Annotated in this window: 15 protein-coding genes; 6 read left to right on the forward strand and 9 right to left on the reverse strand. The window is 70.6% G+C overall.

Annotation, left to right across the window (positions count from 1 at the left end; translation table 11 throughout):
* Window positions 1-68 precede the first annotated feature (68 nt).
* Both ACQEVI_RS15620 and ACQEVI_RS15625 read left to right on the forward strand, forming a co-directional pair.
* Window positions 69-1,703 carry a succinic semialdehyde dehydrogenase gene (locus ACQEVI_RS15620; RefSeq protein ID WP_432900401.1) on the forward strand — a complete coding sequence of 545 codons (1,635 nt, stop codon included), beginning with the start codon at window positions 69-71 and terminating at the stop codon, window positions 1,701-1,703.
* Window positions 1,704-1,741: 38 nt separating this feature from the next.
* Window positions 1,742-2,221 (forward strand): hotdog fold domain-containing protein, encoded by a 480-nt coding sequence (locus tag ACQEVI_RS15625; protein ID WP_432900403.1) that lies wholly within the window; start codon window positions 1,742-1,744, stop codon window positions 2,219-2,221.
* A gap of 87 nt (window positions 2,222-2,308) precedes the next feature.
* Here ACQEVI_RS15625 and ACQEVI_RS15630 read toward each other — a convergent pair whose 3' ends face one another.
* Together ACQEVI_RS15630 and ACQEVI_RS15635 are read right to left on the reverse strand one after the other, a co-directional pair.
* On the reverse strand, window positions 2,309-2,932 hold the full coding sequence (locus tag ACQEVI_RS15630) for a SanA/YdcF family protein (RefSeq protein WP_432900405.1): 624 nt from the start codon (window positions 2,930-2,932) through the stop codon (window positions 2,309-2,311).
* Window positions 2,933-3,040: 108 nt separating this feature from the next.
* Entirely contained in the window at window positions 3,041-3,952 is a 912-nt protein-coding gene (locus ACQEVI_RS15635) for a DUF4031 domain-containing protein (protein WP_432900407.1), read from the reverse strand.
* Window positions 3,953-4,157: 205 nt separating this feature from the next.
* Between ACQEVI_RS15635 and ACQEVI_RS15640 the strand changes: the two genes are divergently transcribed.
* Complete coding sequence (locus ACQEVI_RS15640; RefSeq protein WP_432900408.1) at window positions 4,158-4,592, forward strand: hypothetical protein; 435 nt, start codon at window positions 4,158-4,160, stop codon at window positions 4,590-4,592.
* 94 nt (window positions 4,593-4,686) lie between these two features.
* Here the strand turns inward: ACQEVI_RS15640 and ACQEVI_RS15645 are convergent, their stop codons facing one another.
* The 5 genes from ACQEVI_RS15645 to ACQEVI_RS15665 form a co-directional block, all read right to left on the reverse strand.
* Window positions 4,687-7,971, reverse strand: coding sequence for an Ig-like domain-containing protein (locus tag ACQEVI_RS15645; protein ID WP_432900410.1), 3,285 nt, complete (start codon window positions 7,969-7,971; stop codon window positions 4,687-4,689).
* A 231-nt stretch (window positions 7,972-8,202) separates the two neighbouring features.
* Entirely contained in the window at window positions 8,203-9,030 is an 828-nt protein-coding gene (locus ACQEVI_RS15650; protein WP_432900411.1) for an LppM family (lipo)protein, read from the reverse strand.
* A 107-nt stretch (window positions 9,031-9,137) separates the two neighbouring features.
* Window positions 9,138-10,352 carry an acetate/propionate family kinase gene (locus ACQEVI_RS15655; protein WP_432900413.1) on the reverse strand — a complete coding sequence of 405 codons (1,215 nt, stop codon included), beginning with the start codon at window positions 10,350-10,352 and terminating at the stop codon, window positions 9,138-9,140.
* A complete protein-coding gene (pta, locus tag ACQEVI_RS15660) occupies window positions 10,349-12,463 on the reverse strand; it encodes a phosphate acetyltransferase (RefSeq protein ID WP_432900415.1) in 2,115 nt (704 codons plus the stop codon). Before pta ends, ACQEVI_RS15655 begins: the two co-directional genes overlap by 4 nt.
* Window positions 12,464-12,497: 34 nt before the next feature.
* Window positions 12,498-14,987, reverse strand: a complete 2,490-nt coding sequence (locus ACQEVI_RS15665) for a phosphoketolase family protein (RefSeq protein WP_432900417.1) — start codon at window positions 14,985-14,987, stop codon at window positions 12,498-12,500.
* Between the two features lie 184 nt (window positions 14,988-15,171).
* Between ACQEVI_RS15665 and ACQEVI_RS15670 the strand changes: the two genes are divergently transcribed.
* Window positions 15,172-16,074 carry an SURF1 family protein gene (locus ACQEVI_RS15670; protein WP_432900419.1) on the forward strand — a complete coding sequence of 301 codons (903 nt, stop codon included), beginning with the start codon at window positions 15,172-15,174 and terminating at the stop codon, window positions 16,072-16,074.
* A gap of 12 nt (window positions 16,075-16,086) precedes the next feature.
* On the opposite strand, the gene ACQEVI_RS15675 is transcribed toward ACQEVI_RS15670, so the two are convergent.
* Both ACQEVI_RS15675 and ACQEVI_RS15680 read right to left on the reverse strand, forming a co-directional pair.
* A complete protein-coding gene (locus ACQEVI_RS15675; RefSeq protein WP_432900421.1) occupies window positions 16,087-17,256 on the reverse strand; it encodes a MalY/PatB family protein in 1,170 nt (389 codons plus the stop codon).
* A gap of 47 nt (window positions 17,257-17,303) precedes the next feature.
* Window positions 17,304-17,717: a DUF3817 domain-containing protein gene (locus ACQEVI_RS15680; RefSeq protein WP_432900423.1), complete on the reverse strand. Its 414-nt coding sequence runs from the start codon at window positions 17,715-17,717 to the stop codon at window positions 17,304-17,306.
* A 79-nt stretch (window positions 17,718-17,796) separates the two neighbouring features.
* Here ACQEVI_RS15680 and ACQEVI_RS15685 point away from each other — a divergent pair, with 79 nt between their 5' ends.
* Together ACQEVI_RS15685 and ACQEVI_RS15690 are read left to right on the forward strand one after the other, a co-directional pair.
* A complete protein-coding gene (locus tag ACQEVI_RS15685) occupies window positions 17,797-19,650 on the forward strand; it encodes an ABC transporter ATP-binding protein (RefSeq protein ID WP_432900425.1) in 1,854 nt (617 codons plus the stop codon).
* Window positions 19,647-21,392, forward strand: a complete 1,746-nt coding sequence (locus tag ACQEVI_RS15690) for an ABC transporter ATP-binding protein (protein WP_432900427.1) — start codon at window positions 19,647-19,649, stop codon at window positions 21,390-21,392. Before ACQEVI_RS15685 ends, ACQEVI_RS15690 begins: the two co-directional genes overlap by 4 nt.
* Window positions 21,393-21,497 lie beyond the last annotated feature (105 nt).

The raw sequence follows: 21,497 nt of genomic DNA on the forward strand, positions 1-21,497 counted from the left end.
TGCTGTGAAAGTCAGTTTCACACACCCATCAATACATGGTGCAGGGTTTTGTGCGTAGGGTGGGCGCCATGATCGACGACGCAGCAGCCGACGCAGCGGCTAGTGGTGCGGTCGGCGGCGTGCTCGACCCAGAGCACCCGCAGGGGACTTTTGTCCTCGAGCCAGGGGTCATGGCCCCGCTCGTGGCTCGGATCGCAACCTCCGAGGGATCGGGTACGCACCGGTCCATGTGCCCCTTCACGGGCGCTCCGCTCGTGACGTTCCCGGTCTCCTCCGCCGAGGACGTCGCCGCGTGCGTCGTCCGGGCACGCGTGGCGCAGCGAAGTTGGGCCCGCGTGCCGGTGCGCGACCGGGCCGGGGTCCTCCAGCGGCTCGGTCGGATCGTCCTGGAGCGGCAGTCCGAGGCGCTCGACCTGATCCAGCTCGAGACCGGCAAGTCGCGCCGCGCCGCCTTCGAGGAGATCGCGGACATCGCGCAGGTCGCCAGGCACTACGCCGTGCGCGGCGCGCGCTACCTCGCGTCCCGCAGGGTCCCGGGCATGGTTCCGGTGCTCGTCGGCGCGCAGGTGCACCGCAGGCCCGTCGGCGTGGTCGGTGCGATCTCGCCGTGGAACTACCCGCTGGTGCTCGCGCTCTCGGAGGCTCTGCCCGCGCTCCTGGCCGGCAACGCAGTGGTGCTCAAGCCGGACCCGCAGACCACGCTGACCGCGCTGTGGGCGGCGGAGGCCCTGGACGACGCCGGCCTGCCGGCAGGTCTCTTCCAGGTCGTCGCCGGCGGCCCCGAGGCGGGCCAGGCGCTGATCGAGAACGTGGACCACATAGCCTTCACCGGCTCCACCGCCACCGGCCGCAAGGTCGCCGCCCGAGCGGGCGAGCGTCTCATCGGCGCCACGCTTGAGCTGGGCGGCAAGAACGCGCTCTACGTGACCGACGACGTCGACGTCGACGCGGCCGTCCCTGGCATCGTGCGGGCCTGCTTCTCGAACGCCGGCCAGCTCTGCGTGTCCATCGAGCGCCTGGTGGTCCACACGGCCGTCGCGGAGGAGTTCGTCGCGAAGTTCGTGCGGGCCGTCCGGAACCTGCGGCTCAGCCCGGCCCTCGACTACTCGGCAGACGTCGGGTCGCTCACGTCCGCCGCGCAGCTCGACAAGGTGACGGCGCACGTCGACGACGCGCTCGCACGGGGCGCCCGGGTGCTCGCCGGCGGCGTGCACCGCGCCGACGTCGGCCCGTACTTCTATGCACCGACGGTGCTCGACGACGTGCCGGCGCAGGCAGTGGTCGCCCGCGAGGAGACCTTCGGGCCGGTCGTGACGATCTCGCGCGTCGACTGCGACGAGGAAGCCATAGCCGTCATGAACGACACCGAGTACGGCCTGCACTCCGCGATCTGGTCCCGGGACGTCGGCCGGGCGCGCCGTGTCGCAGGTCGGGTCGAGGCCGGCTCGGTAGCGATCAACGACGGGTACATGATGACCTGGGGCTCGGTCTCCGCGCCGATCGGCGGCTGGAAGGCCTCCGGTCTGGGCGGCAGGCACGGCGCGGCGTCGATCGACGGCCTCACCCGGCAGCAGACCGTCGTGACGTCGCGGGGCGCCGGGTTCGGAGCCACTCTCGACAGTCTGTACGGACTGGGCGGCGACACCCCCAGCCGGGTGCTGACCACTGCCCTGGAGGCGATGCGCAGGCTGCGCATGCCGTGAGGTGAACGGTCGTCACCGCGCCCGGTACGCTCGCGCGCATGACGACGCAGCTCCATGCCTTCTGGAAGTCCGCCAACGCACTGCCGGTCATCGGCGGGCTGTTCGGCAAGCGGATCTTCTCCCTGGTCTACTCCTTCAAGGCGCCGTACTTCGGCAGCTTCGCCCCGCGGGTGGTCGACATGCGGCCGAACTACGGCGAGGTGGTGGTGCCCAACCGGTGGCGCAACCGCAACCACATCGGCACCGTGCACGCCATCGCGGTCTGCAACGGGCTCGAGATGGCGATGGGCTCGCTCGCCGAGGCCACGGTGCCCGACGACAAGCGCTGGCTGCCGAAGGGTATGGAGGTGTCCTACCTCGCGAAGTCGACGGGCGACGTCAGGTGCGTGGCCGAGACCGAGCAGGCGCACTGGGACAGCGACGACAGGGACCTGCCGGTGCGCGTCCGGGGCGTCCTCGCGGACGGGACCGTGGTGGTCGAGGGCACCATCCACCTGTGGGTCACGCCGAAGAAGTAGTGACCAGTCAGACGCTCCGCGACGTGTCAGACCTACAGGTCACCCGGGTGACCTGAGTGTCTGACACGTCGGTGGGGGTCTGACAGGTCAGCGGGGCCGACGGTGGGGCAGGGAGCGGACCGCCGCCTTCCAGCTCGCGGGCAGCTCCCGCACGTGCCACCAGGCGGCCCGCACGGGTACCACGGTCGCGGCGCTCACGCCCACTCCGACGGCGTCCAGCCCGGCCTCTACACAGGAGTAGAGCGTGCGGCGCAGGTGGTAGTCCTGGGTGACGACGACGGCGGTGCGCACACCGAACAGGTCATGGGCGCGCCGGCACGTGGCAGTGGTGTTGAAGCCCTCGCGGTCCAGCACTATCGCGTCGTCGGGGACGCCGAGGTCGTTGTCCAGGAGCCAGGCGCGCATCGAGCCGGGCTCGTCGTACCGGGTGCCGTCGGCGTTGTCGTGCGCATCGCCGCTCAGGATCACCGTGGGCGCGACGCCCGCACGGTAGAGCTCGGCGCCACCCTCGACACGACGTCGCAGGTACGTCGACGGCGTCCCGTCGGCGCGGAGCCCGGCGCCGAGCACGATGACGGCGTCCGTCTTCTCGACCTCGCCCGGGTCGTGCCGCACCCGGACGTGCCCGGTGCCCTGCACGACGGCGACGGGAACCACGAAGGCGACGGCAAGCACGCCCGCGACGACGGCGGCGGCCTTGAGGGGAGTCACGACCGGAACGCTACCGCGTCCAGGCAGGGGCGTGGTCGGCAACTCGTCACAAGATCGGCAGCTCGGACTGCCGACCACCTGACGCTTTGCCGACCACGCGGCCGCCCTTCACGCTGCCAGGGCCGTCAGCTCGTCGCGGAGGTTCGCTTCCGCCGCGGCCTGCCAGCGGGCGACGCCGGGGGCGGTGCGGAACAGGGGACCGCCGTCCAGGAGCGTGCGGAGCACCTGCGACCGGCCTGCGCGGAACAGCGTGTCGGGCACGTCGCAGTACTCCGCGCGGACCTGGTGCGTGTACCGCGCGTAGCCGGCGGGGGAGGCGCCGAGCACCGCGAGGTCGGCGTCGCTGACCAGGCCGCCGACGACATCGTCCGGCGCGGGGTCGTGGTCTGCCGTGACCATGACCAGGCGTGCGACCTCGTCGACGTCGTCGGCCGCGACACCTGACCCGGCGAGCGGGCCGAGCAGCTCGGCGACCAGCGCCGCCGACCGCTCCTCGTCCTGCTGCGCGACGCCGTCGTGCACCGCGTCGTGGAACCACAGGGCCAGGCGGGCGCGCCAGAGGGCACGCTCGGAGAGCCTGCTGTCGGGGGCTGTCGAGTCCAGCGCGTCCAGGGCCGTCGCCAGGTGCAGCGTCGAGTGGTAGACCCGGTGGGGCTCGCGCCAGCGGTCCACCAGCTCCTCGCCGGCCTGGTATGCCAGGCCCGGGTCGGCCCACAGGTCGGCCCAGCGGATCAGGAGCGCCGCCCGCTTGGCGCGGTTTCGTTCGGCGCCCGAGACCCGCAGACCGGAGGTCGCCAGCCGCCGGGCGAGGTCGCCGCCCTCGACGGGCACGGCGCCGGCGGCGACGAGTGCGTCGTACCGCTCCGCTGGAACGTCGTAGTGGTCCAGGTCGAACGCACGGTCCGGGACTCCGGCCGCCCGGGCGAAGAGGCGGAGCTCCTGCAGCGACCCGTCCGAGACCAGGTGGGAGAACAGAGTCCCGTGCGCGGGCCAGGCGGGTGGGTCGATGAAGACGGTCACGGGACGAGACTAACGGTCGGTGGGGCGGGTGAAGTCAGGGCATTTCACCCGCCTCGGGCTGGACTTTGGTCATCACTGCCTCATTCAGCCCTTTAGATTCCTTCTCGGTCTGATGCGTCACGGGGTGTGGCGTCCTTCAGCGAGATGCGTGGCGATGGCTGTGCGGATTGGTTGAAATGCAGTTTCTCTTTGACAAGGATCAGAAATGAACGACATCGGGTTTTACGTGTTCCTCGCACTCGCCATCGCGGCCAGCCTTGCCGTGGCGCAGTGGCTCCTCCGTCGGGCGGCAGCCAAGCGCTCCGGTTCCGGCGTCGTGCAGATCGTGGTCTGGGCACGCTCCGGCAAGGTTCCCGGACTCAAGCGACAGAAGAAGTGGGTCAAGGCCAAGGTTCGCGTGGGCGAGTCCGGGCAACTGGTCTGGGTCAAGCCCGCAGGCGATCCGGTGGCGGTGACTCTGCAGAGCCATGAGCCACGCCCGCGGAACAAGAGCGACCTGTGGTTCCTCGACCCGGGCACGCCGGTCTGGGAGGCGGTCACCGCCGACGGCCAGGAGCTGGGCATCATGATCCCGCAGGCGCGTGAGCACTGGATCATCAAGCAGTTGCCGGCCGCGGATCAGCCCGCACCGCTCTGGTAGGTAGGCAACGCCTTCGTACAGCAAACGTCGTACAGCAAACAGAGCGGCCCCGCCGGAAATCCGGCGGGGCCGCTCTGCATGAACAACAGTCAGGTCACGACCCGACGACCTGCCACGGTCCGAACCGGTCCCCGGGCTCCTGGTTGCGGGTCCACCACTTCGCCCGGTACTGCTCACCGTCGTGCACCACGACGTCGCCCCGCACGAAGATCCGCGACGGCGTCCAGACGGCGGTGCCGTCCCCGGACCGCAGGACCTCCTGCCATGGTCCGTACGGTGAGCCGCCCGGCTCCGCCTTGGTGGTCCACGCGGCCTGGTAGTACGTCCCGTCGTGGAAGACCTCGTCACCCGAGCGGTACCGCACCGACGACTCCCAGACCGGTGATGCCTCACCGGGCACCTTCGCCAGCACCTCGATCTCGCTGACGATCATGTGCACGTTCTCCTGGGCGGTCATGACCACCCGGACGGCGTCGGTACGCAGGTCGGCGGGGAGGTCGATCACCGGCGCGGCGCCGTCGGACGTCACGGGGACCGGGTCTCCGACGGCCTGCCACTCGCCGTCGACCGACGCCTCGAGCGCCACCTCGCGTGCCCAGCTGAGGTGGCCGCCGTCGCGGAAGAAGCGGGTGACGACGCGCGTCACGTCCCGCTCCGCCGGCAGCGTGACGGTCAGCGTGTCCTGCGCGTTCTTGGTGTCGGAACGCCAGTTGGACCAGCCCTTGTCGTCCAGGTCGCCGTTGATGACGTTCTCGGCAGGGTATCCGGGCTCGGTGTAGGTGGCCGACGCCGTGGTGCCCTCCGTGAGGGCCACGTTCGCCTCACCGGGCTCGGCGACCAGTACCCGGACGAGCGCGGGCAGGGTGTTCGAGTCTCCGGCGTCGGCGATGCCCTGCAGCTCGACGGCGCCGATCGTGTCGAACGCGCCGTCGGGCGCCTCCTCCCACGTGACCGGGCGCTCCACCGAAGCGCCACCGGCGGCGATCGCGGTGACCGTCGCGGGCAGCTCGGCGGAGCCGCCGATGTAGGCGGCGCCCTGGGCGGGCAGGGTCCGCTTCAGGATGTCGACGACGACCGTGGCGGTGGCCTCGACGGTGCCACCCGCCGGGATGGCCACGGTGCCGGCGACCTCGACGATCCCGGCCTGCGCCCACGCGTCGTCGCCCGGCATGTCCCAGGTCACGGGCAGCGCGCCGCGCGCCCCGTCCGGGTAGATCGGAACGACGGTCTCCGGCAGCTCGGGCGTGGTCCCCGGGCGGGTGAACGCGTAGACCGGCGTGGTGCCCAGCACCGTCTCGTCGACGATCGCCCAGCGCTGGTTCGCGTTCGAGTTGGCGAGATAGGTTCCGACGGGTGACCCGTCGGCCCTTGCCTCGCCGCCCACCTCGAGTACCGTGCGCGCAACCACGTTGACCAGCGTGTACGAGCCGTCCCCAGTGGTGGACAGCACCCAGCGAGCGGCGTCCGGCGTATCGGCGACGTCGGCAGGGGCGTCCATGAGCACCGCGGACGTGTCCTCGCTGACCGCGAGCTGTTCCCCGGTGTCTACGTTCGTCACCGCGTACCGCGTGCGGTGGGTTCCGGAGCCCTCGGGAGCGCCCAGGTCGGTGAGCGTCCACAGCTGCCCGGCCGCTGCCGGGTCGTCGGTGGAGATCTGCACGCCGCCGTCGCCGTCAGGCGCCAGCGACAGGTCGGACTGCACGCCGTCGATCCGGTACACGTGGCCGTCCTGCGCCAGCGGGGCGTCGTCCGCGATACCGGAGACGCCGTCGACCAGGAACGTCGTGACGGACTCCGCGGGTACCGTGAGCGTGGCGGCGGCATCGGCCACAGCCACGGGCTCGCCCTCGACGAGGTAACCGTCGACGCTGGTGACGACAGGCGTGACGGTCGCGCCGGACGCGACGCTCCCGAAGCCGGAGAGGTCGAGGGTGACGTCGCGGTCCGCGGTGGTGTCGTTGACGTGCACGACGGTCGCAGCTTCACCCGAGGCGGACACGGCGGCGGTGCTGTCGGTGTTGTCGACGCCGATCAGGCGGTCGCCGGGCGTGATGTAGTGCGTGAAGTTCTGGGTGACCCAGTACTTGGTGTTCGTGTAGATGGGGCAGGTCTCCAGCGTGTCCTCAGCCGTGCAGGAGAACGGGATCTGGATCTCGCCCCAGTTGCCGCCCTCGGGGCTCTCGCCGCCGGGCGCCATGTTGTCGTAGTCCTCGACGGGCTGCCAGAACACCCACGCGGACGGCTCGAGCTCGCGCAGGTCGTCCATGATCTGGTGCGCGCTGCCCAGGCCGGACTCCATCGACTCGAAGTTCTGCCCGGTGGTGGACCAGGAGCCGCCGACCTCGCTCATCCACAGGGGCTTGTCCTCGCCCTTGGCGATGTCACGCACCGTGGTGCGCTGCCCGGTGCCGTAGGTGTGCACGTTGAGCTGGGACACCTGGTCGCGCACCGCGTCGGGGTACGAGTTCCAGTTCCTGGCGAACGTGCCCGGGTTCGTCTCGTCCATCGCGGCGATCGCGGCGTCGGTCGTGGAGCCGCCGATCGTGTCCGCGAGGGCCGGGATCACCTGCTGCTGCAGCTCGGGGCCCATGTGGGCACCCTCCTGGCGGCCGCCCGTCGGGTTGCCGTCGGCGCCGAGCCTGGTGCCCCAGTAGTTCGTGTTCGGCTCGTTGAACGGGTCGATCGTGTCGACGTCGATGCCGTGCGCGTCCTCGAGACGTTCGGTCGCGCCGACGACGTAGGCGGCGAAGTCCTCGATGCTCTCGGGCTTCAGCTGGTCGTCGTTCGCGTCGAAACCGCCGGAGACGTAGCCGCTGACCGTCTGGAACCACGGCGGGGAGTTGCTGAACGTCTCCCAGTGCGTGATGTCGTCCTTGATGCGGTCCACCCACCAGCGCTGTGTGGCGTCGGCGTCCGGGTTCCAGTGGTCCGGGTTCGCCGGGTCCCACCAGTCGACGTCCTCGCGCGTGGTGCCCTCGGGCGCCTTCCACCAGCCCTCGACGTCGGCTCCGGCGCGCAGATAGTCCGGGACGTCGGGGGCGTTGCCGCCGCCGATGTTGTACCGGGCGATGTTCAGGTTCATGCCGTCCTCGCCGAACAGCATGTCGGCGAGCTCGTTCCGGATCTCGTCCGGGTAGTCGCCGGTGGCGTTCGCGAACCAGACGAGGCTCGTGCCCCAGCCCTCGAAGGGCTCGCCCGCGTACGACGGGTCGGGGCGCACGGTCACCCCCGGCGCGCTCGTCGTGGAGGCGGCTTCGGTGTGGGCGGTGGCCGGCTGAGCGGCTGCCGACGCCGGGGTCAGCCCGGCGGCCAGCAGGGCGCTCGCGGCCACGACGACGCCTGCGCGCCGTCGTCCTACGTTCTTTCTGTTCGAGCTCATCGTTGAGCCCTCCTCTCGCGTCAGTGCGACGGGTCCGGGCGTGCTGGGTGGATGTTGGCGTCAACACTCGATCGTTGCCGGACGGATGTTGACGTCATCATGGATGTGCCGATCCTCCTCGGCGCGGCCGTGGACGTCAAGCCCTCGGCGTGCACGGCCCCGCGATACCGATTCGGTGCGACAGCGAGCCCGTGGCGAGCAGTGCTCGCCACGGGCTCGGGACGTCTGGGGTCAGGGCTGCGGAGGTCCCGCCGGTGTGTCGGTGTCGGGATGCGCAACGGGGGTCGCCGCCGCCATGCGCCTGCGTGCCATCCGGATCGCGAAGAACACCAGGCCGACCACGAGGCCGACGCCGGCACCGATCAGCGAGTCGCCGAGCAACGAACCCCAGAAGCCGCCCTGCTGGTCGGACGTACCAACCGCCGCCGCTGCTGCAAGCTCGGCCGAAGGTGAGGCCGAGGGCTCGGCTGCCGCAGCCGCCTCCTCGGGCGAGAGCGCCGCCCCGCGTGCCGTGAACTTGTTCTCCTCGCCGATCTTCGCGGCCCAGGTGACGGTGTTGCCGTCGATCGTGCCGTTGGACTCGCTGACCTCCCCCGGGAAGGCGACCGTGACGTTGACGTCGAAGGTGTCGAGGAAAGGCTTGACGTTGGGGTCTGACAGCTCTTCCTCGGTCATGCCCAGCTCCTCGGCGGTGAGCGGCAGGGTGCCGTCGACGACGAACTCGTCGCCGACGCGACTGATCTGCAGGGTCTCGTCGGATACCTCGCTCAGCGTGGAGCCCTCGAAGACGTACCGCTTGCCCGTGAAGCCGTCCTCCGCGTAGTCCTGCACCTCGGCGGCACCTTCACCCAGATCCTCGCTGTCCATCTCCTTGAACATCTCGGCAGACGTCATCCCCACGGCCTCGGCGGCCCGGTCCGACACGGCCAGCAGCATCGTGCCCGTGGCGGTGTCGTCGCTGTTGAGCGTGAGGTCCACGTCCATCTTCATGCAGGCGGAGAGGAGCAGTGCGCTCGCGGCCAGGGTGGCGGCGCCGAGCGCGCGTCGTGCGTTGTTCATGCGCGAACGATGTCAGCCGAAATCGTGTGGAATAAACGTTTTCCTTGAGCCGGCGCCCTTTTCACCCGGCCGCGGTCCGGATCGTTAGGCGGCCGTGACCGGCAGCGCTACGCCTCGACCAGGTCCATGGCCTGCCGGGCGATCGCCAGCTCCTCGTTGGTGGGCACCACCATGACCAGGGGCGCTTCCGCGGCGCCGGCTGAGATCACGCGAGGCTCGTCGGACCTGGCCTCGTTGGCCGCCGGGTCGATCGTCAGGCCGAGAAACTTCAGCCCGTGCACCACTCCCGAGCGGATCCGGCGGTCGTTCTCGCCCACGCCCGCTGTGAAGGTCAGCACGTCGATACCGCCGAGCACCGCCGTGTACGCGCCCACGTACTTGCGCAGCCGGTGCAGGTAGACGTCCAGTGCCAGCCGCGCGCCGGCGTCGCCGCTCGCGACTAGCTGTTGCAGCTCCCGCATGTCGCCTACCCCGGACAGGCCGAGGATCCCGGAGTGCTTGTTCAGCAGGGTGTCGACCGCCTCGGCCGACATTCCCTCCCGGATCAGGTGGAACACGATGCCGGCATCGAGGTCGCCGGAGCGGGTCCCCATGACGAGGCCTTCGAGCGGCGTCAGGCCCATCGAGGTGTCGACCGGCGCGCCGCCCAGCACCGCCGACGCCGATGCCCCGTTGCCCAGGTGCAGCACCACCTGGCGCAGCGTCTCGGGGCCGCGTCCCTCGGCTGCCAGCTTCTCGACGACGGCGGGGTGCGCGGCCACCGCCGACGACACGAACTGGTGCGACGTCCCGTGGAACCCGTAGCGGCGCACGCCGTGCTCGGCAGCGACCTCGCGGTCCAGCGCGTACGTCGAGGCGGCCTTCGGGAGCGTCGTGAAGAACGCGGTGTCGAACACGGCGACGTGCGGCACGTGCAGCAGCTCACGAGCCACCTCGATGCCCGTCACGTTGGCCGGGTTGTGCAGCGGCGCCAGCGGGATGAGATCGCGGACGCCGGCAACGACGTCGTCGTCGATCAGGGTGGGGGCGCTGAACACCTCGCCGCCGTGTACCACCCGGTGCCCGACGGCGGCGATGCCCACCTCCGCGAGGGACGGACCCACCTCGTCGAACAGGCCCATGACGATCCGGAGCGCCTCGCCGTGGTCGGGTACCGGCAGGTCACGCACGATCTCCTCGCCCTTGGCCTCGTGCTTGACCCTCCCGTTGGCCTCGCCGATGCGCTCGACGATCCCCCCGGCGAGAGCCTCGCCCGACGCGGGGTCGACCAGCTGGTACTTCAGCGAGGAGGAGCCGGAGTTGAGGACGAGGACGGTGGTCATGCGGACTCCTTGGTCTGGGCCTGGATCGCCGTGATCGCCACCGTGTTCACGATGTCCTGGACGAGCGCGCCGCGGGACAGGTCGTTCACCGGTTTGTTCAGGCCCTGCAGCACCGGGCCGACGGCGACCGCACCCGCCGACCGTTGCACCGCCTTGTAGGTGTTGTTGCCCGTGTTCAGGTCGGGGAAGACGAACACGGTGGCACGTCCGGCGACGTCGGACCCGGGCAGCTTCGACGCGGCGACCGAGGCGTCCACCGCAGCGTCGTACTGGATGGGGCCCTCCACGTCGAGCTCCATGTCGGCCTGGGCGATGCGCTCCCGGACCAGCTCGGTAGCGGTGCGCACCTTGTCGACGTCGGCGCCCGTTCCGGACGTGCCGGTGGAGTAGGAGAGCATCGCGATGCGTGGGTCGACGCCGAACTGCCGGGCGGTGGCCGCCGACGAGACCGCGATGTCGGCGAGCTCCTCCGCCGTCGGGTCGGGGATCACCGCGCAGTCGCCGTACACGAGCACCCGGTCCTCCAGGCACATGAGGAAGACCGAGGACACCGACGACGTGCCGGGCTTCGTCTTGATGATCTCGAACGACGGCCGGATGGTGTGGGCGGTCGAGTGAGCGGCGCCCGAGACCATGCCGTCGGCGAGGCCGAGGTGCACCATCATCGTGCCGAAGTAGGAGACGTCGGTGACGATCTCCCGCGCGCGCTCGACCGTCATGCCCTTGTGGGCGCGCAGCCGGGTGTACTCCGCCGCGAACTTCTCGACGTGCTCCGGATCGTGCGGCGACAGCACGCGGGCGGCCTCGATGTCGAGCCCCAGCTCGGCGGCGCGGGCGCGGACCGACTCGGCGGAGCCCAGGATCGTGAGGTCCGCGATGTGGCGGGCCAGCACCGTCGACGCGGCGCGCAGGATCCGGTCGTCGCTGCCCTCGGGCAGCACGATGTGCCGGCGGTCGGCGCGAGCCCGCTCGATCAGCTGGTACTCGAACATGAGCGGCGTGACGACCTCCGGCCGCGGCAGATCGAGGCGGGCGGCGAGCGCGGCGGAGTCGACGTTCCGCTCGAACAGGGCGCGGGCCGTCTCGACCTTGCGCACCGAACCCTTGTCCACGCGGCCGCGGGTGTCCGCCGCGGCACGGGCCGTGCGGTAGGTACCGAGCTCGGTGGTGATGATCGGCAGCTTGGGGCGCATCGCCTCCAGCAGCTCGGCCGGGCGGCCCTGCGGGTAGAACCCGCCGTTGAGGATGATGCCGGCCAGCGACGGGAACGACGGCGTCATGTGCGTGGCGAGCAGCCCGATCAGCAGGTCGATCCGGTCGCCGGGCGTGATGACGACCGCGCCGTCGGTCAGCCGTTCGAGCAGGTGCTCGAAGCTCATGGCGCCGACCTGCAGCTCGAGCGCCTCGCGGCCCAGCAGCTCGGGGTCACCCAGGACGAGCGTGCCGTCCACGGCCTCCAGGAGCTGGCCGACGGTCGGGGCCTGCAGGAACGGCTCCTCGGGAATCGTCCAGACCGGCAGGTCGGGCTGCGCCTCGGCCAGCAGGGTCCGCACGTCCAGGGCACTGTGGGTGTCCGCGCGGTTGACGACCAGCCCGATCGCCTGCGCGTGGTGCGCCGCCAGCTCGGCGAGGCTCACGTCGGCCAGAGCACGGATGCCCTCGGGGGTGCGCTCGCGGCCCGAGACCACGAGCAGCACCGGCGCACCGAGATTCGCCGCGATACGCGCGTTGAACGAGAGCTCGGTGGGGCCCGCGACGTCGGTGTAGTCGGTGCCGAGGATCACCACCGAGTCGCAGCGCCCGGCCAGGTCGTGGAACCGGGACACGATGCGGCTCAGCGCGGCGTCGGGGTCGGCGTGCAGGTCCGCGTAGGTCACGCCGACGGCGTCGTCGTAGGCGATGTCGACGCCGTCGTGCTCCAGGAGGAGCTCGAGGACGTGGTCGCGCTCGCCGCTCGTGTCCTCGGCCTCGGTGGCGCGCGACACGGGCCGGAAGACCCCGACCCGCTGGCCCTTGCGGACCAGCAGGTCGAGGACGCCCAGCGCGACCGTCGACTTTCCGCTCTCGCCCTCCGGGCTCGCGATGACGATGCTGCGGGTTGCGCCGGTCACATGTGGCTCCGTGTTCACTACGTGATACTTGCTGCTACTCGTTGTCTCCACCGGTGCCGAGCGTAGCGTCAACCTGGCCGCCGTCTGCCAGGTCCTGGGCATCGGGCCAGACCCAGTCGCGGACCTCGGGGATGTCGTCGCCGTGCTCGCGGGTCCAGGCACGCGCACGGATCCGCGCGTCCTGCATACGCTGACGCAGCCCGGCCTGCGCAGCGCCGAGGGAGGGGACCCGGTCGATGACATCGATCACCAGGTGGTACCGGTCCAGGTCGTTGAGCATGACCATGTCGAACGGCGTCGTCGTCGTGCCCTCCTCCTTGTACCCGCGCACGTGCAGGTTCGGGTGGCCCGCGCGACGGTACGTGAGCCGGTGGATCAGCCACGGGTAGCCGTGGTACGCGAAGATGACCGGCCGGTCCGTGGTGAACAGGCCGTCGAACTCGGAGTCCGTCAGGCCGTGCGGGTGCTCGGTCGAGTCCTGCAGCCGCATCAGGTCCACGACGTTGATCACCCGGACCTTCAGGTCGGGCAGCTCACGGCGCAGGATGTCCGCCGCGGCCAAGACCTCCAGGGTCGGCACATCACCCGCACACCCCAGGACCACATCCGGCTGCTCGCCCGCCTTTTCGGTGCCGGCCCACTCCCAGATGCCCAGCCCGCGCGTGCAGTGCTCGACAGCCTGCTCCATGTCCAGGAAGTTCGGCGCGGGCTGCTTGCCCGCCACCACCACGTTGACGTACTGGCGGCTGCGCAGGCAGTGGTCGTACGTGGACAGCAGAGTGTTCGCGTCCGGCGGGAGATACACCCGCACGATCTCGGCCTTCTTGTTCACGACATGGTCGATGAACCCGGGATCCTGGTGACTGAACCCGTTGTGGTCCTGGCGCCACACATGACTGGACAACAGATAGTTCAACGACGCGATCGGCCGCCGCCACGAGATGTCGTTCGTGACCTTGAGCCACTTCGCGTGCTGGTTGAACATCGAGTCGATGATGTGGATGAACGCCTCATAGCTCGTCAGCAGGCCGTGCCGACCCGTGAGGAGGTAGCCCTCCAGCCAGCCCTGGACCTGGTGCTCGCTGAGCATCTCCATCACCCGGCCCGCCCGCGCCAAATGGTCGTCCACCTCCGGGCCGAGGTACTGCGCGTTCCACTGCTTGTCGGTCGTGTCGTACACGGCCTGCAGACGGTTGGACGCGACCTCGTCCGGCCCGAAGATCCGGAAGCTGGTCGGGTTGCGCCGGATCACGTCGGTGAGCCACTCGCCCAGCACCCGCGGCGCCTCCGAGACCGAACCGCCGGGCACCGGGACGTCGACCGCGTAGTCACGGAAGTCGGGCAGGCGCAGGTCCTTGAGCAGCAGGCCACCGTTCGCGTGCGGGGTCGCGCTCATCCGCAGCTCCCCGTCCGGCGCCAGCGAGGCGATCTCCGGCAGCACCCGGCCGTCGTCGTCGAACAGCTCCTGCGGGCGGTACGACCTCAGCCACGCCTCCAGCACGCGCAGGTGCTCGTCGGTGTCGCGGGCGTTCGCGAGCGGCACCTGGTGCGCCCGCCACGACCCCGTCGTCTTCTTCCCGTCGATCTGCGCCGGGCCGCTCCACCCCTTCGGGGTGCGGAACACGATCATCGGCCACGCGGGACGACTCAGGTCGCCCTGCGCGGCACGCGTCTTGATTGCGGCGATCTCGTCGAGGACCTCGTCCAGCAGGGCGGCGAACCGTGCGTGGAACACGGTGGGCGACTCCGGTGAGTCGTCCTGCACGGTGAAGAAGTACGGCTTGTGCCCATACCCGACCATCAGGTCACGCAGCTCGCCCTCCGGGATGCGCGCGAGGACCGTGGGGTTGGCGATCTTGTAGCCGTTGAGGTGCAGGATCGGCAGCACGACACCGTCCTGGGCGGGGTGGAGGAACTTGTTCGAGTGCCACGACGTCGCCAGCGGACCGGTCTCGGCCTCACCATCGCCTACCACCGCCGCGACGAGCAGGTCGGGGTTGTCGAACGCCGCACCGTAGGCATGGCTCAGGGAATAGCCCAGCTCACCGCCCTCGTGGATCGACCCCGGTGTCTCCGGCGCGACATGACTCGGGATCCCACCCGGGAAGGAGAACTGCCGGAACAAGCGCTTGACGCCCTCGGCGTCCTCGGGGATGTCGCTGTAGACCTCGGAGTAGGTGCCGTCCAGGTAGGCAGAGGCGACCAGACCCGGCCCGCCGTGGCCAGGGCCGGTGATGTAGATCGTCTTCTGCTGCCGCTCCTTGATCGCCCGGTTCAGATGCGCATACAGAAAGTTCAGACCCGGTGTCGTGCCCCAGTGGCCCAGCAGCCGGGGTTTGACGTGCTCCCGGGTGAGCGGCTCGCGCAGGAGCGGGTTGTCGAGGAGGTAGATCTGACCGACCGAGAGGTAGTTCGCGGCCCGCCACCACGCGTCGATCCGCTCCAGGTCGGCGGGCTCCAGTTCGGCGACACCGGTAGCGCGCCATCCGGAGGTGGTGGAGTCGGGGACTGCTGTCGTGGTCATCGCATCTGCTCCTACGGGAGGGACGTGCGGGGTCTGTGCCGGGGTTGTCTGCTCATTCATTCGAACGCAGAACTGCTCGGCACGCGATAGGACCGTCCGGACCCGGTGTGTGAGATCTGAGCCGTCGAGCACACAGGGGCGACCCGTGCGTCTGACACCTTGGCGAGCGGCTACCGTTGACGTCATGCCTGTCAGTGCCCCCAGCACACTCACGCAGACGGCGTCCGACGCCGATGCGCACCCCGAGCGCCGCACCTTCTTCCAGGTCGCCCGGCAGCCCCGCATGATCGGCCTGCTGCTCGTGTTCGTGCTGGCGGCGCTCGTGTGCGGAAGGCTCGGCGCATGGCAGCTCGACCGCGCGTACGAGCGGGCGGAGCTGGCCGCGCAGCAGCAGGCCGCGGAGGCCGTGGCCGCCGGGCCGTCGTGGCTGGGTGACGTGCTGGCGCCGCAGGAGAGCTTTCCCGGCGAGCTCGTGGGACGCGAGGTCCGGGTGGCCGGCGAGTTCGAGGACTCCGGCTCGCTGCTCGTCCCCGGCCGTGCCCTGGAGGGGCACACCGGCTACCTCGTCCTGACCCCCTTCCGCGTGACGGACGACGGGACGGGCGGCGCCTCCTGGGCCGACCTCTCGGGTGCGCCGGTGCTCGCCGTGGTCCAGGGCTGGGTGGCTGCGCCCGCCGACGCCGCCGCGCTGGCCCTCCCCGACGGTGAGGTGACACTGACCGGATGGCTCCAGGTGGGCGAGTCGACGTCGGGCAGCGCCGCCGTGGTGGACGGGCAGACCGAGCAGATCGCCCTCAGCGCGCTCGTCAACGAGTGGGGTGGGCCGATCTACACGGGCTACCTCGTCGCGAACGGAGGGCCGGGCTCACCCGAGAGCGGGGGAGTCGCGGCCCTGCCGCGACCCACCATCGACGGCGGGTCGGGTGCCAACCTGCAGAACGTGTTCTACGCGCTCCAGTGGTGGGTGTTCGGCGGGTTCGCCGTGCTCCTGTGGATCCGGCTGGTGCGGGACGAGATGGCCGGCGGACGCCGGGGCGGCGAGCCCACCGATGCCGACACGGGCATCGCGGGACTGCCGTCCGCGTGACCGACGCTCGCGTCAGCGGTCCACGCTCTCCAGCATCTGGCCGACCGCCTGCTCCAGGAGCGGGCGGGACATCGCAGCGTTCAGCCGCACGAAACCCCGGCCGGCATCGCCGCACTTACTTCCGTCGACCAGGACGACGCCCGCCTGCTCGCGGAAGTGGGCGGCCGCGCCCGCAGGCCCGCCCGGGAGCTCCAGACCCCGGCAGTCCAGCCAGGTCAGGTACGTCCCCTCGGGCGCGCGGTAGCCGATCCCGGTCCCGTCGAGCAGCTCACCCAGCCGCGTGACGTTGCCGTGCAGGTAGGCGACGAGGTCGTCCAGCCACTCCCGGCCCTCGGCGTAGGCGGCCCGGTTGGCCAGCATCCCCGGCGTCGACGCGCCCTCCTCGACCCGTTCGCCACCCGACCCGTTCCACAGCTTCACGTCCGTGTCGTTGGACAGGACGACCTGCGCGCACTTGAGGCCCGGCAGGTTCCACGCCTTCGAGGCGGAGGTCGCGGTGAGGGTGTGGCCCGCCGTCGTCTCGTTCAGGGACGCGTACGGGACGTGCCTGCGGCCCGGGTGGACCAGCGGGGCATGGATCTCGTCGGAGAAGACGCGTCCGCCGTGGCGGTCGACGACCTCGGCGACGGCCAGCATCTCGTCGGGCTCGAGGACCCGGCCGACCGGGTTGTGCGGGTTGCACAGCACCAGCAGGTGACCGCCCGCGCGGAACGCGTCGTCGAGCGCGTCCAGGTCGTACGTGTACCGGCCGTCGGCGTCGCGCAGCATCGGGACCTGGATGAGCTTGCGGCCCAGCTCGCCGGGCAGGGTCTGGAACGGCATGTACGAGGGGGTGGGCACGATGACCGGCGAACCGGGGCGCGAGAAGTGCATGATGGCGTGCACCAGCGCGGTCAGCACGTCGGACACCGGGCGCACCCGTGCCGGGTCCACCGTCCAGGAGTACCGGTCGGCGGCGAACGACGCGTACGCCTCGGCCATGCCCGTCACCAGGTGCCGCGGGAGGTAGCCGAACATGCTGCGGTCCACGGCGTCGTGGAGCGCGGCGGCGATCGGCGGCGCGATCGGGAAGTCCATCTCTGCGACCCAGGCCCCGATCTTGCCGGGAAAGGCCGTCCACTTGAGGCTGCCGTTGTCGCGTAGACGGTCGGCGGTGAGGGCGTCGAAGTCGTAGGCGTTCACGTTCGCATTGAACCAGGCGCCGGTTGTGTCCCGTTCGGGCGTCCGACTCAGGCCAGGTAGCGCTTCTCCAGCGCGACGAGCTTCGCCTCGGCCTCGGAGTGGATCTTCTTCTCGAGCACGAACGACATCACCGGGACGACGCCGGCGATCACCATCGTGACCAGGCGGCCGAAGCCCCAGCGCATCTTCGACCAGAGGTCCGCGACGGTGACCAGGTACACGACGTAGATCCAGCCGTGCGCGAACGGCACCCACGCGATGAACGGCATGACGCCCTCGACGTCGGTCACCGCACCCAGGCCGTACTTGATGCCCAGCTCGACGCAGAGGATCAGCAGCATGACACCGGTGACGAGCGCCATGAAGCGGTAGCGGGCCATGGCGCTGCGGGCCTTGCGGATCGCGACGATCGCGGCCTCGGCGGAGATGTCGGGAGTGGTCTGAGGGGTACTCACAATCATCGAGGATATGCCTCTTCCGGGGGTGCTCCCTGCCGTCGGCTCTGCCGCCTGCTCTGCTGTCCGGATAAAGCGTGGATCGATGTCAGTGGTCCTCCGTACGGTGTTGGTCGTGCGCTCCCTCCCCTTCGCCGATCCCGGCACCCCGCCGTTGCGCGGACCACTCACCCTGCTCCTGTGGCTTGCCCGGAAGCAGGTCCGGGTGCTGCTCGGCGCGATGCTGTTCGGCGTCGTGGGCTTCACCTGCAGCGCCTTCCAGCCGTTCTTCCTGGGGCGGATCATCGACAGCGCCTCCGCGTCCGGGCTCGACCGGACCACGTGGAGCTGGGCCGGTCTGATGCTCGGCGTCGGCCTGGTATGGATCGCGGCCAACGCGATCGGGCACCGGTGGGACATCGCGGCGTGGATGCAGGCGGCGTTCCGCACCTCCCAGCTGGTGACGCGCACCGTGTCGCGGTCCGGGCACAACATCACCAAGGAGCTGCCCACCGGTGAGGTGGTGTCGTCGGTCGCCAACGACACGATGCGCATCGGGGAGATCTTCGGCATCGCCGCGCAGACGATCGGCAGCATCGCCACCTACGGCATCGTCGTGGTGCTGATGCTCAACCAGTCGCTCACCCTCGGCCTCGTGATCGCGCTCGGTCTGCCGGTGGTCGCAGCGATCCTCGCCCTGCTGGTCAAGCCGCTGCAGAAGCGCCAGAAGCAGCAGCGCGACGCCCAGGGCCGGCTCACCACGCTCGGCGCGGACACCGTCTCCGGCCTGCGGGTCCTGCGCGGCATCGGCGGTGAGAAGGTCTTCACGGGCCGGTACCGCGCCCAGTCGCAGAAGGTGCGCCAGACCGGCGTCGACGTTGCAGGCACCCAGTCGGTGCTCGACGCCCTGCAGATCCTGCTGCCCGGGCTCTTCATCGCGCTCGTCGTGTACCTCGGCGCGGTCGAGGCCATCGCCGGCCGGATCACCACGGGCCAGCTCGTCGCGTTCTACGGGTACGCGTCCTTCCTGTCGTGGCCCGTCCACCTGCTCGTGCAGTCGGTGAACGTGGTGACCAAGGCGCACGTCGCGGCGGGCAAGGTGATCAAGGTGCTGCAGGTCGTCCCGGCCACGGGCGCGGACGTCTCGACCGCTCAGATGCCGCCGGCCGACGTCCCGCTGGTCGACGAGACGTCCGGCGTCACGCTCCCGCCCGGTCGGGTGGTCGCCCTCGTGAGCGCGGACCCCGACGAGTCGGCGGACGTGGCGATCCGGATGGGCCGGTTCGACGACGAGGGCGAGGCCGGCACCCCGGTCACGCTCGGTGGCGTCCGGCTGGCCGAGCTCGACAAGGACGAGCTGCGGGAACGCATAGTCGTCGCGGACGCGACGCCGGCGCTGTTCTCCGGCCGGCTCGCGGGCGAGCTCGACGTGCGGGACTCGGCGACCGCCGAGGCCCTGCTGCGCGCCATGTACATCGCCGACGCGCACGACGTGCTGGAGTCGCTGCCCGACGGTATCGAGGGCGAGATCCCGGAGAAGGGTCGCTCGCTGTCCGGCGGCCAGCGGCAGCGGGTCGCGCTGGCCCGGGCGCTGCTCACCGACCCCGAGATCCTGGTGCTGATCGAGCCCACCTCGGCGGTCGATGCCCACACCGAGGCACGCATCGCGCAGCGGCTCACCGAGTGGCGTCGTGGCAGGACCACCCTGATCGTCACGGCGAGCCCCCTGGTGCTCGACCACGTGGACGACGTGATCTTCCTGGAGGACGGGAACGTCGTCACGCACGGGACGCATCGCGAGCTGCTGGACCTGCCCACCGGTGCGGAGGGCGGGCGTGAGGCGGCTCGTTACCGCCGGGTCGTGGGCCGATCGCTGGACGACGACCTTGATGCCGAGCTGGACGCAGAGCTCGACGAGCTGCTGGACACCGCTAACGCACAGGAAGGAGGCACGGCATGAGCACCGGAAAGATCCTGCCGATCGCGGACGCCGCAGAGACCTGGCGCTACACCCGCGGGCTGCTCGCGCGGCACCGGGCGCCGCTGGTCGTCATCACCGTGGCGAACACGGTGGCCGCGGTGGCCGGGCTGGTCGGCCCGTTGATGCTGGGCAAGCTCGTCGACGCGGTCATCGGCGGGACCACCGTCGAGGTGGCGCGCAACCTGGTGCTCGTCGCGGCCGCCGCCGTGGTGCTGCAGGCGCTGATCACCCGGTTCGCGCAGCGGCGCGCCATGGTGTTCGGCGAGACGGTGTTCGCCGACATGCGCGAGGAGTTCGTCGAGACCGTCACGGCGCTGCCGCTGTCCACCGTCGAGACGGCGGGCACGGGTGACCTCATCGCCCGCACGACGCGCGACGTCGGCCGCATCCAGAACGCCGTGCGGTTCGGCGTACCGCGCCTGGTGATCGCCGTGGTCACGCTCGTGCTGACGGTGGTGATGAGCATGATCGTGTCGCCGCTGGTGGCGCTGGGCATGTTCGTGGGCGTCCCGGTGCTCGTCACGGTGGCGCGCTGGTACCTCAAGCGGGCGACGCCTGCCTACCAGCGCGAGTCCGCCGCGTACGCGCGGCTCGATGGAACGGTCACCGAGTCGGTGGAGGGCGCACGCACCATCGACGCGCTCAGGATCGGCCGCCGGCGGACCACGCGTGGCGACGAGGACCTGCACGAGGCGTTCGAGGCGGAGCTCGGCACCCTCAACCTTCGGACCGTGCTGTTCCCGGGGGTGGACTTCGCGTTCATGCTCGCGCCCATCACGGTGCTCGTCTGGGGCGGGTTCCTCGCGTCCGAGGGCACGGTGACCATCGGCATGGTCGCCACGATCGTCATGTACGCCTACCAGCTGCAGGGGCCGATCTGGGAGCTCATCTTCTGGCTCGACGAGATCCAGGTGGCCGCGACGTCCCTGTCGCGGATCATCGGCGTCCGCCTGGTGCCGGCCGACCGCACGGCGGGCGACGCGGTACCGGCCGACGAGGAGGTGCGCGGTGTCGACGTCCGTTACGCCTACCGGGCGGGCACCGACGTGCTGCACGGCATCGACCTCGACCTGCGGGTGGGGGAGCGGCTGGCGATCGTCGGGCCCTCGGGCTCGGGCAAGTCGACCCTCGGCCGCATGCTGGCCGGCATCCACCCGCCCACCGGCGGCACGGTGAAGGTCGGCGGCGTCCCGCTCGTGGACCTGCCCCTGGAGGACCTGCGCAAGCACGTGGCGCTCGTGACCCAGGAACACCACGTGTTCGTGGGGTCGCTGGCGGAGAACCTGCGGCTCGCGAAGATCGACGCCGGCGACGACGAGCTGATGGACGCGCTGCGGGCGGTCGACGCGCACGGCTGGGTCGAGTCGCTCGACGACGGTCTCGCGACGGAGGTCGGCTCGGGCGGGTACAAGCTCACCCCGGCCCAGGCGCAGCAGATCGCACTCGCCCGGCTGGTGCTGCTCGACCCGCACACGCTCGTGCTCGACGAGGCGACGTCGCTGCTGGACCCCCGTGCGGCCCGGCACCTCGAGCGCTCGCTCAACGCGGTGCTCGACGGGCGCACGGTGGTGGCCATCGCGCACCGCCTCCACACCGCGCACGACGCGGACCGGGTGGCGGTGCTCGACGGCGGCCGCATCACCGAGATCGGCCCGCACGACGAGCTGGTCGCCGCGGGCGGCGAGTACGCGAAGCTCTGGCAGAGCTGGCAGCACGAGTGACCCCGGATGTCCAGGGGTAGAGGTACCCAGGATTTTTGTGTGCGCGAGGGCCTGGGCTGTGGCACGTTCGCCTCGGTCGATCTCGACGAGGTCAGATATCCACGA

The sequence above is a fragment of the Promicromonospora sp. CA-289599 genome (assembly GCF_050936155.1).
Classification (GTDB): Bacteria; Actinomycetota; Actinomycetes; order Actinomycetales; family Cellulomonadaceae; genus Promicromonospora.

What these genes read in the sequence shown, in the direction of transcription:
- ACQEVI_RS15640 (WP_432900408.1), top strand. Translation starts at nt 4,158, where the DNA reads ATGAACGACATCGGGTTTTACGTGTTCCTCGCACTCGCCATCGCGGCC.
- ACQEVI_RS15645 (WP_432900410.1), bottom strand. Translation starts at nt 7,971, where the DNA reads ATGAGCTCGAACAGAAAGAACGTAGGACGACGGCGCGCAGGCGTCGTC.
- ACQEVI_RS15680 (WP_432900423.1), bottom strand. Translation starts at nt 17,717, where the DNA reads ATGATTGTGAGTACCCCTCAGACCACTCCCGACATCTCCGCCGAGGCC.
- ACQEVI_RS15620 (WP_432900401.1), top strand. Translation starts at nt 69, where the DNA reads ATGATCGACGACGCAGCAGCCGACGCAGCGGCTAGTGGTGCGGTCGGC.
- ACQEVI_RS15670 (WP_432900419.1), top strand. Translation starts at nt 15,172, where the DNA reads ATGCCTGTCAGTGCCCCCAGCACACTCACGCAGACGGCGTCCGACGCC.
- ACQEVI_RS15685 (WP_432900425.1), top strand. Translation starts at nt 17,797, where the DNA reads ATGTCAGTGGTCCTCCGTACGGTGTTGGTCGTGCGCTCCCTCCCCTTC.
- ACQEVI_RS15650 (WP_432900411.1), bottom strand. Translation starts at nt 9,030, where the DNA reads ATGAACAACGCACGACGCGCGCTCGGCGCCGCCACCCTGGCCGCGAGC.
- ACQEVI_RS15690 (WP_432900427.1), top strand. Translation starts at nt 19,647, where the DNA reads ATGAGCACCGGAAAGATCCTGCCGATCGCGGACGCCGCAGAGACCTGG.
- ACQEVI_RS15625 (WP_432900403.1), top strand. Translation starts at nt 1,742, where the DNA reads ATGACGACGCAGCTCCATGCCTTCTGGAAGTCCGCCAACGCACTGCCG.
- ACQEVI_RS15655 (WP_432900413.1), bottom strand. Translation starts at nt 10,352, where the DNA reads ATGACCACCGTCCTCGTCCTCAACTCCGGCTCCTCCTCGCTGAAGTAC.
- ACQEVI_RS15665 (WP_432900417.1), bottom strand. Translation starts at nt 14,987, where the DNA reads ATGACCACGACAGCAGTCCCCGACTCCACCACCTCCGGATGGCGCGCT.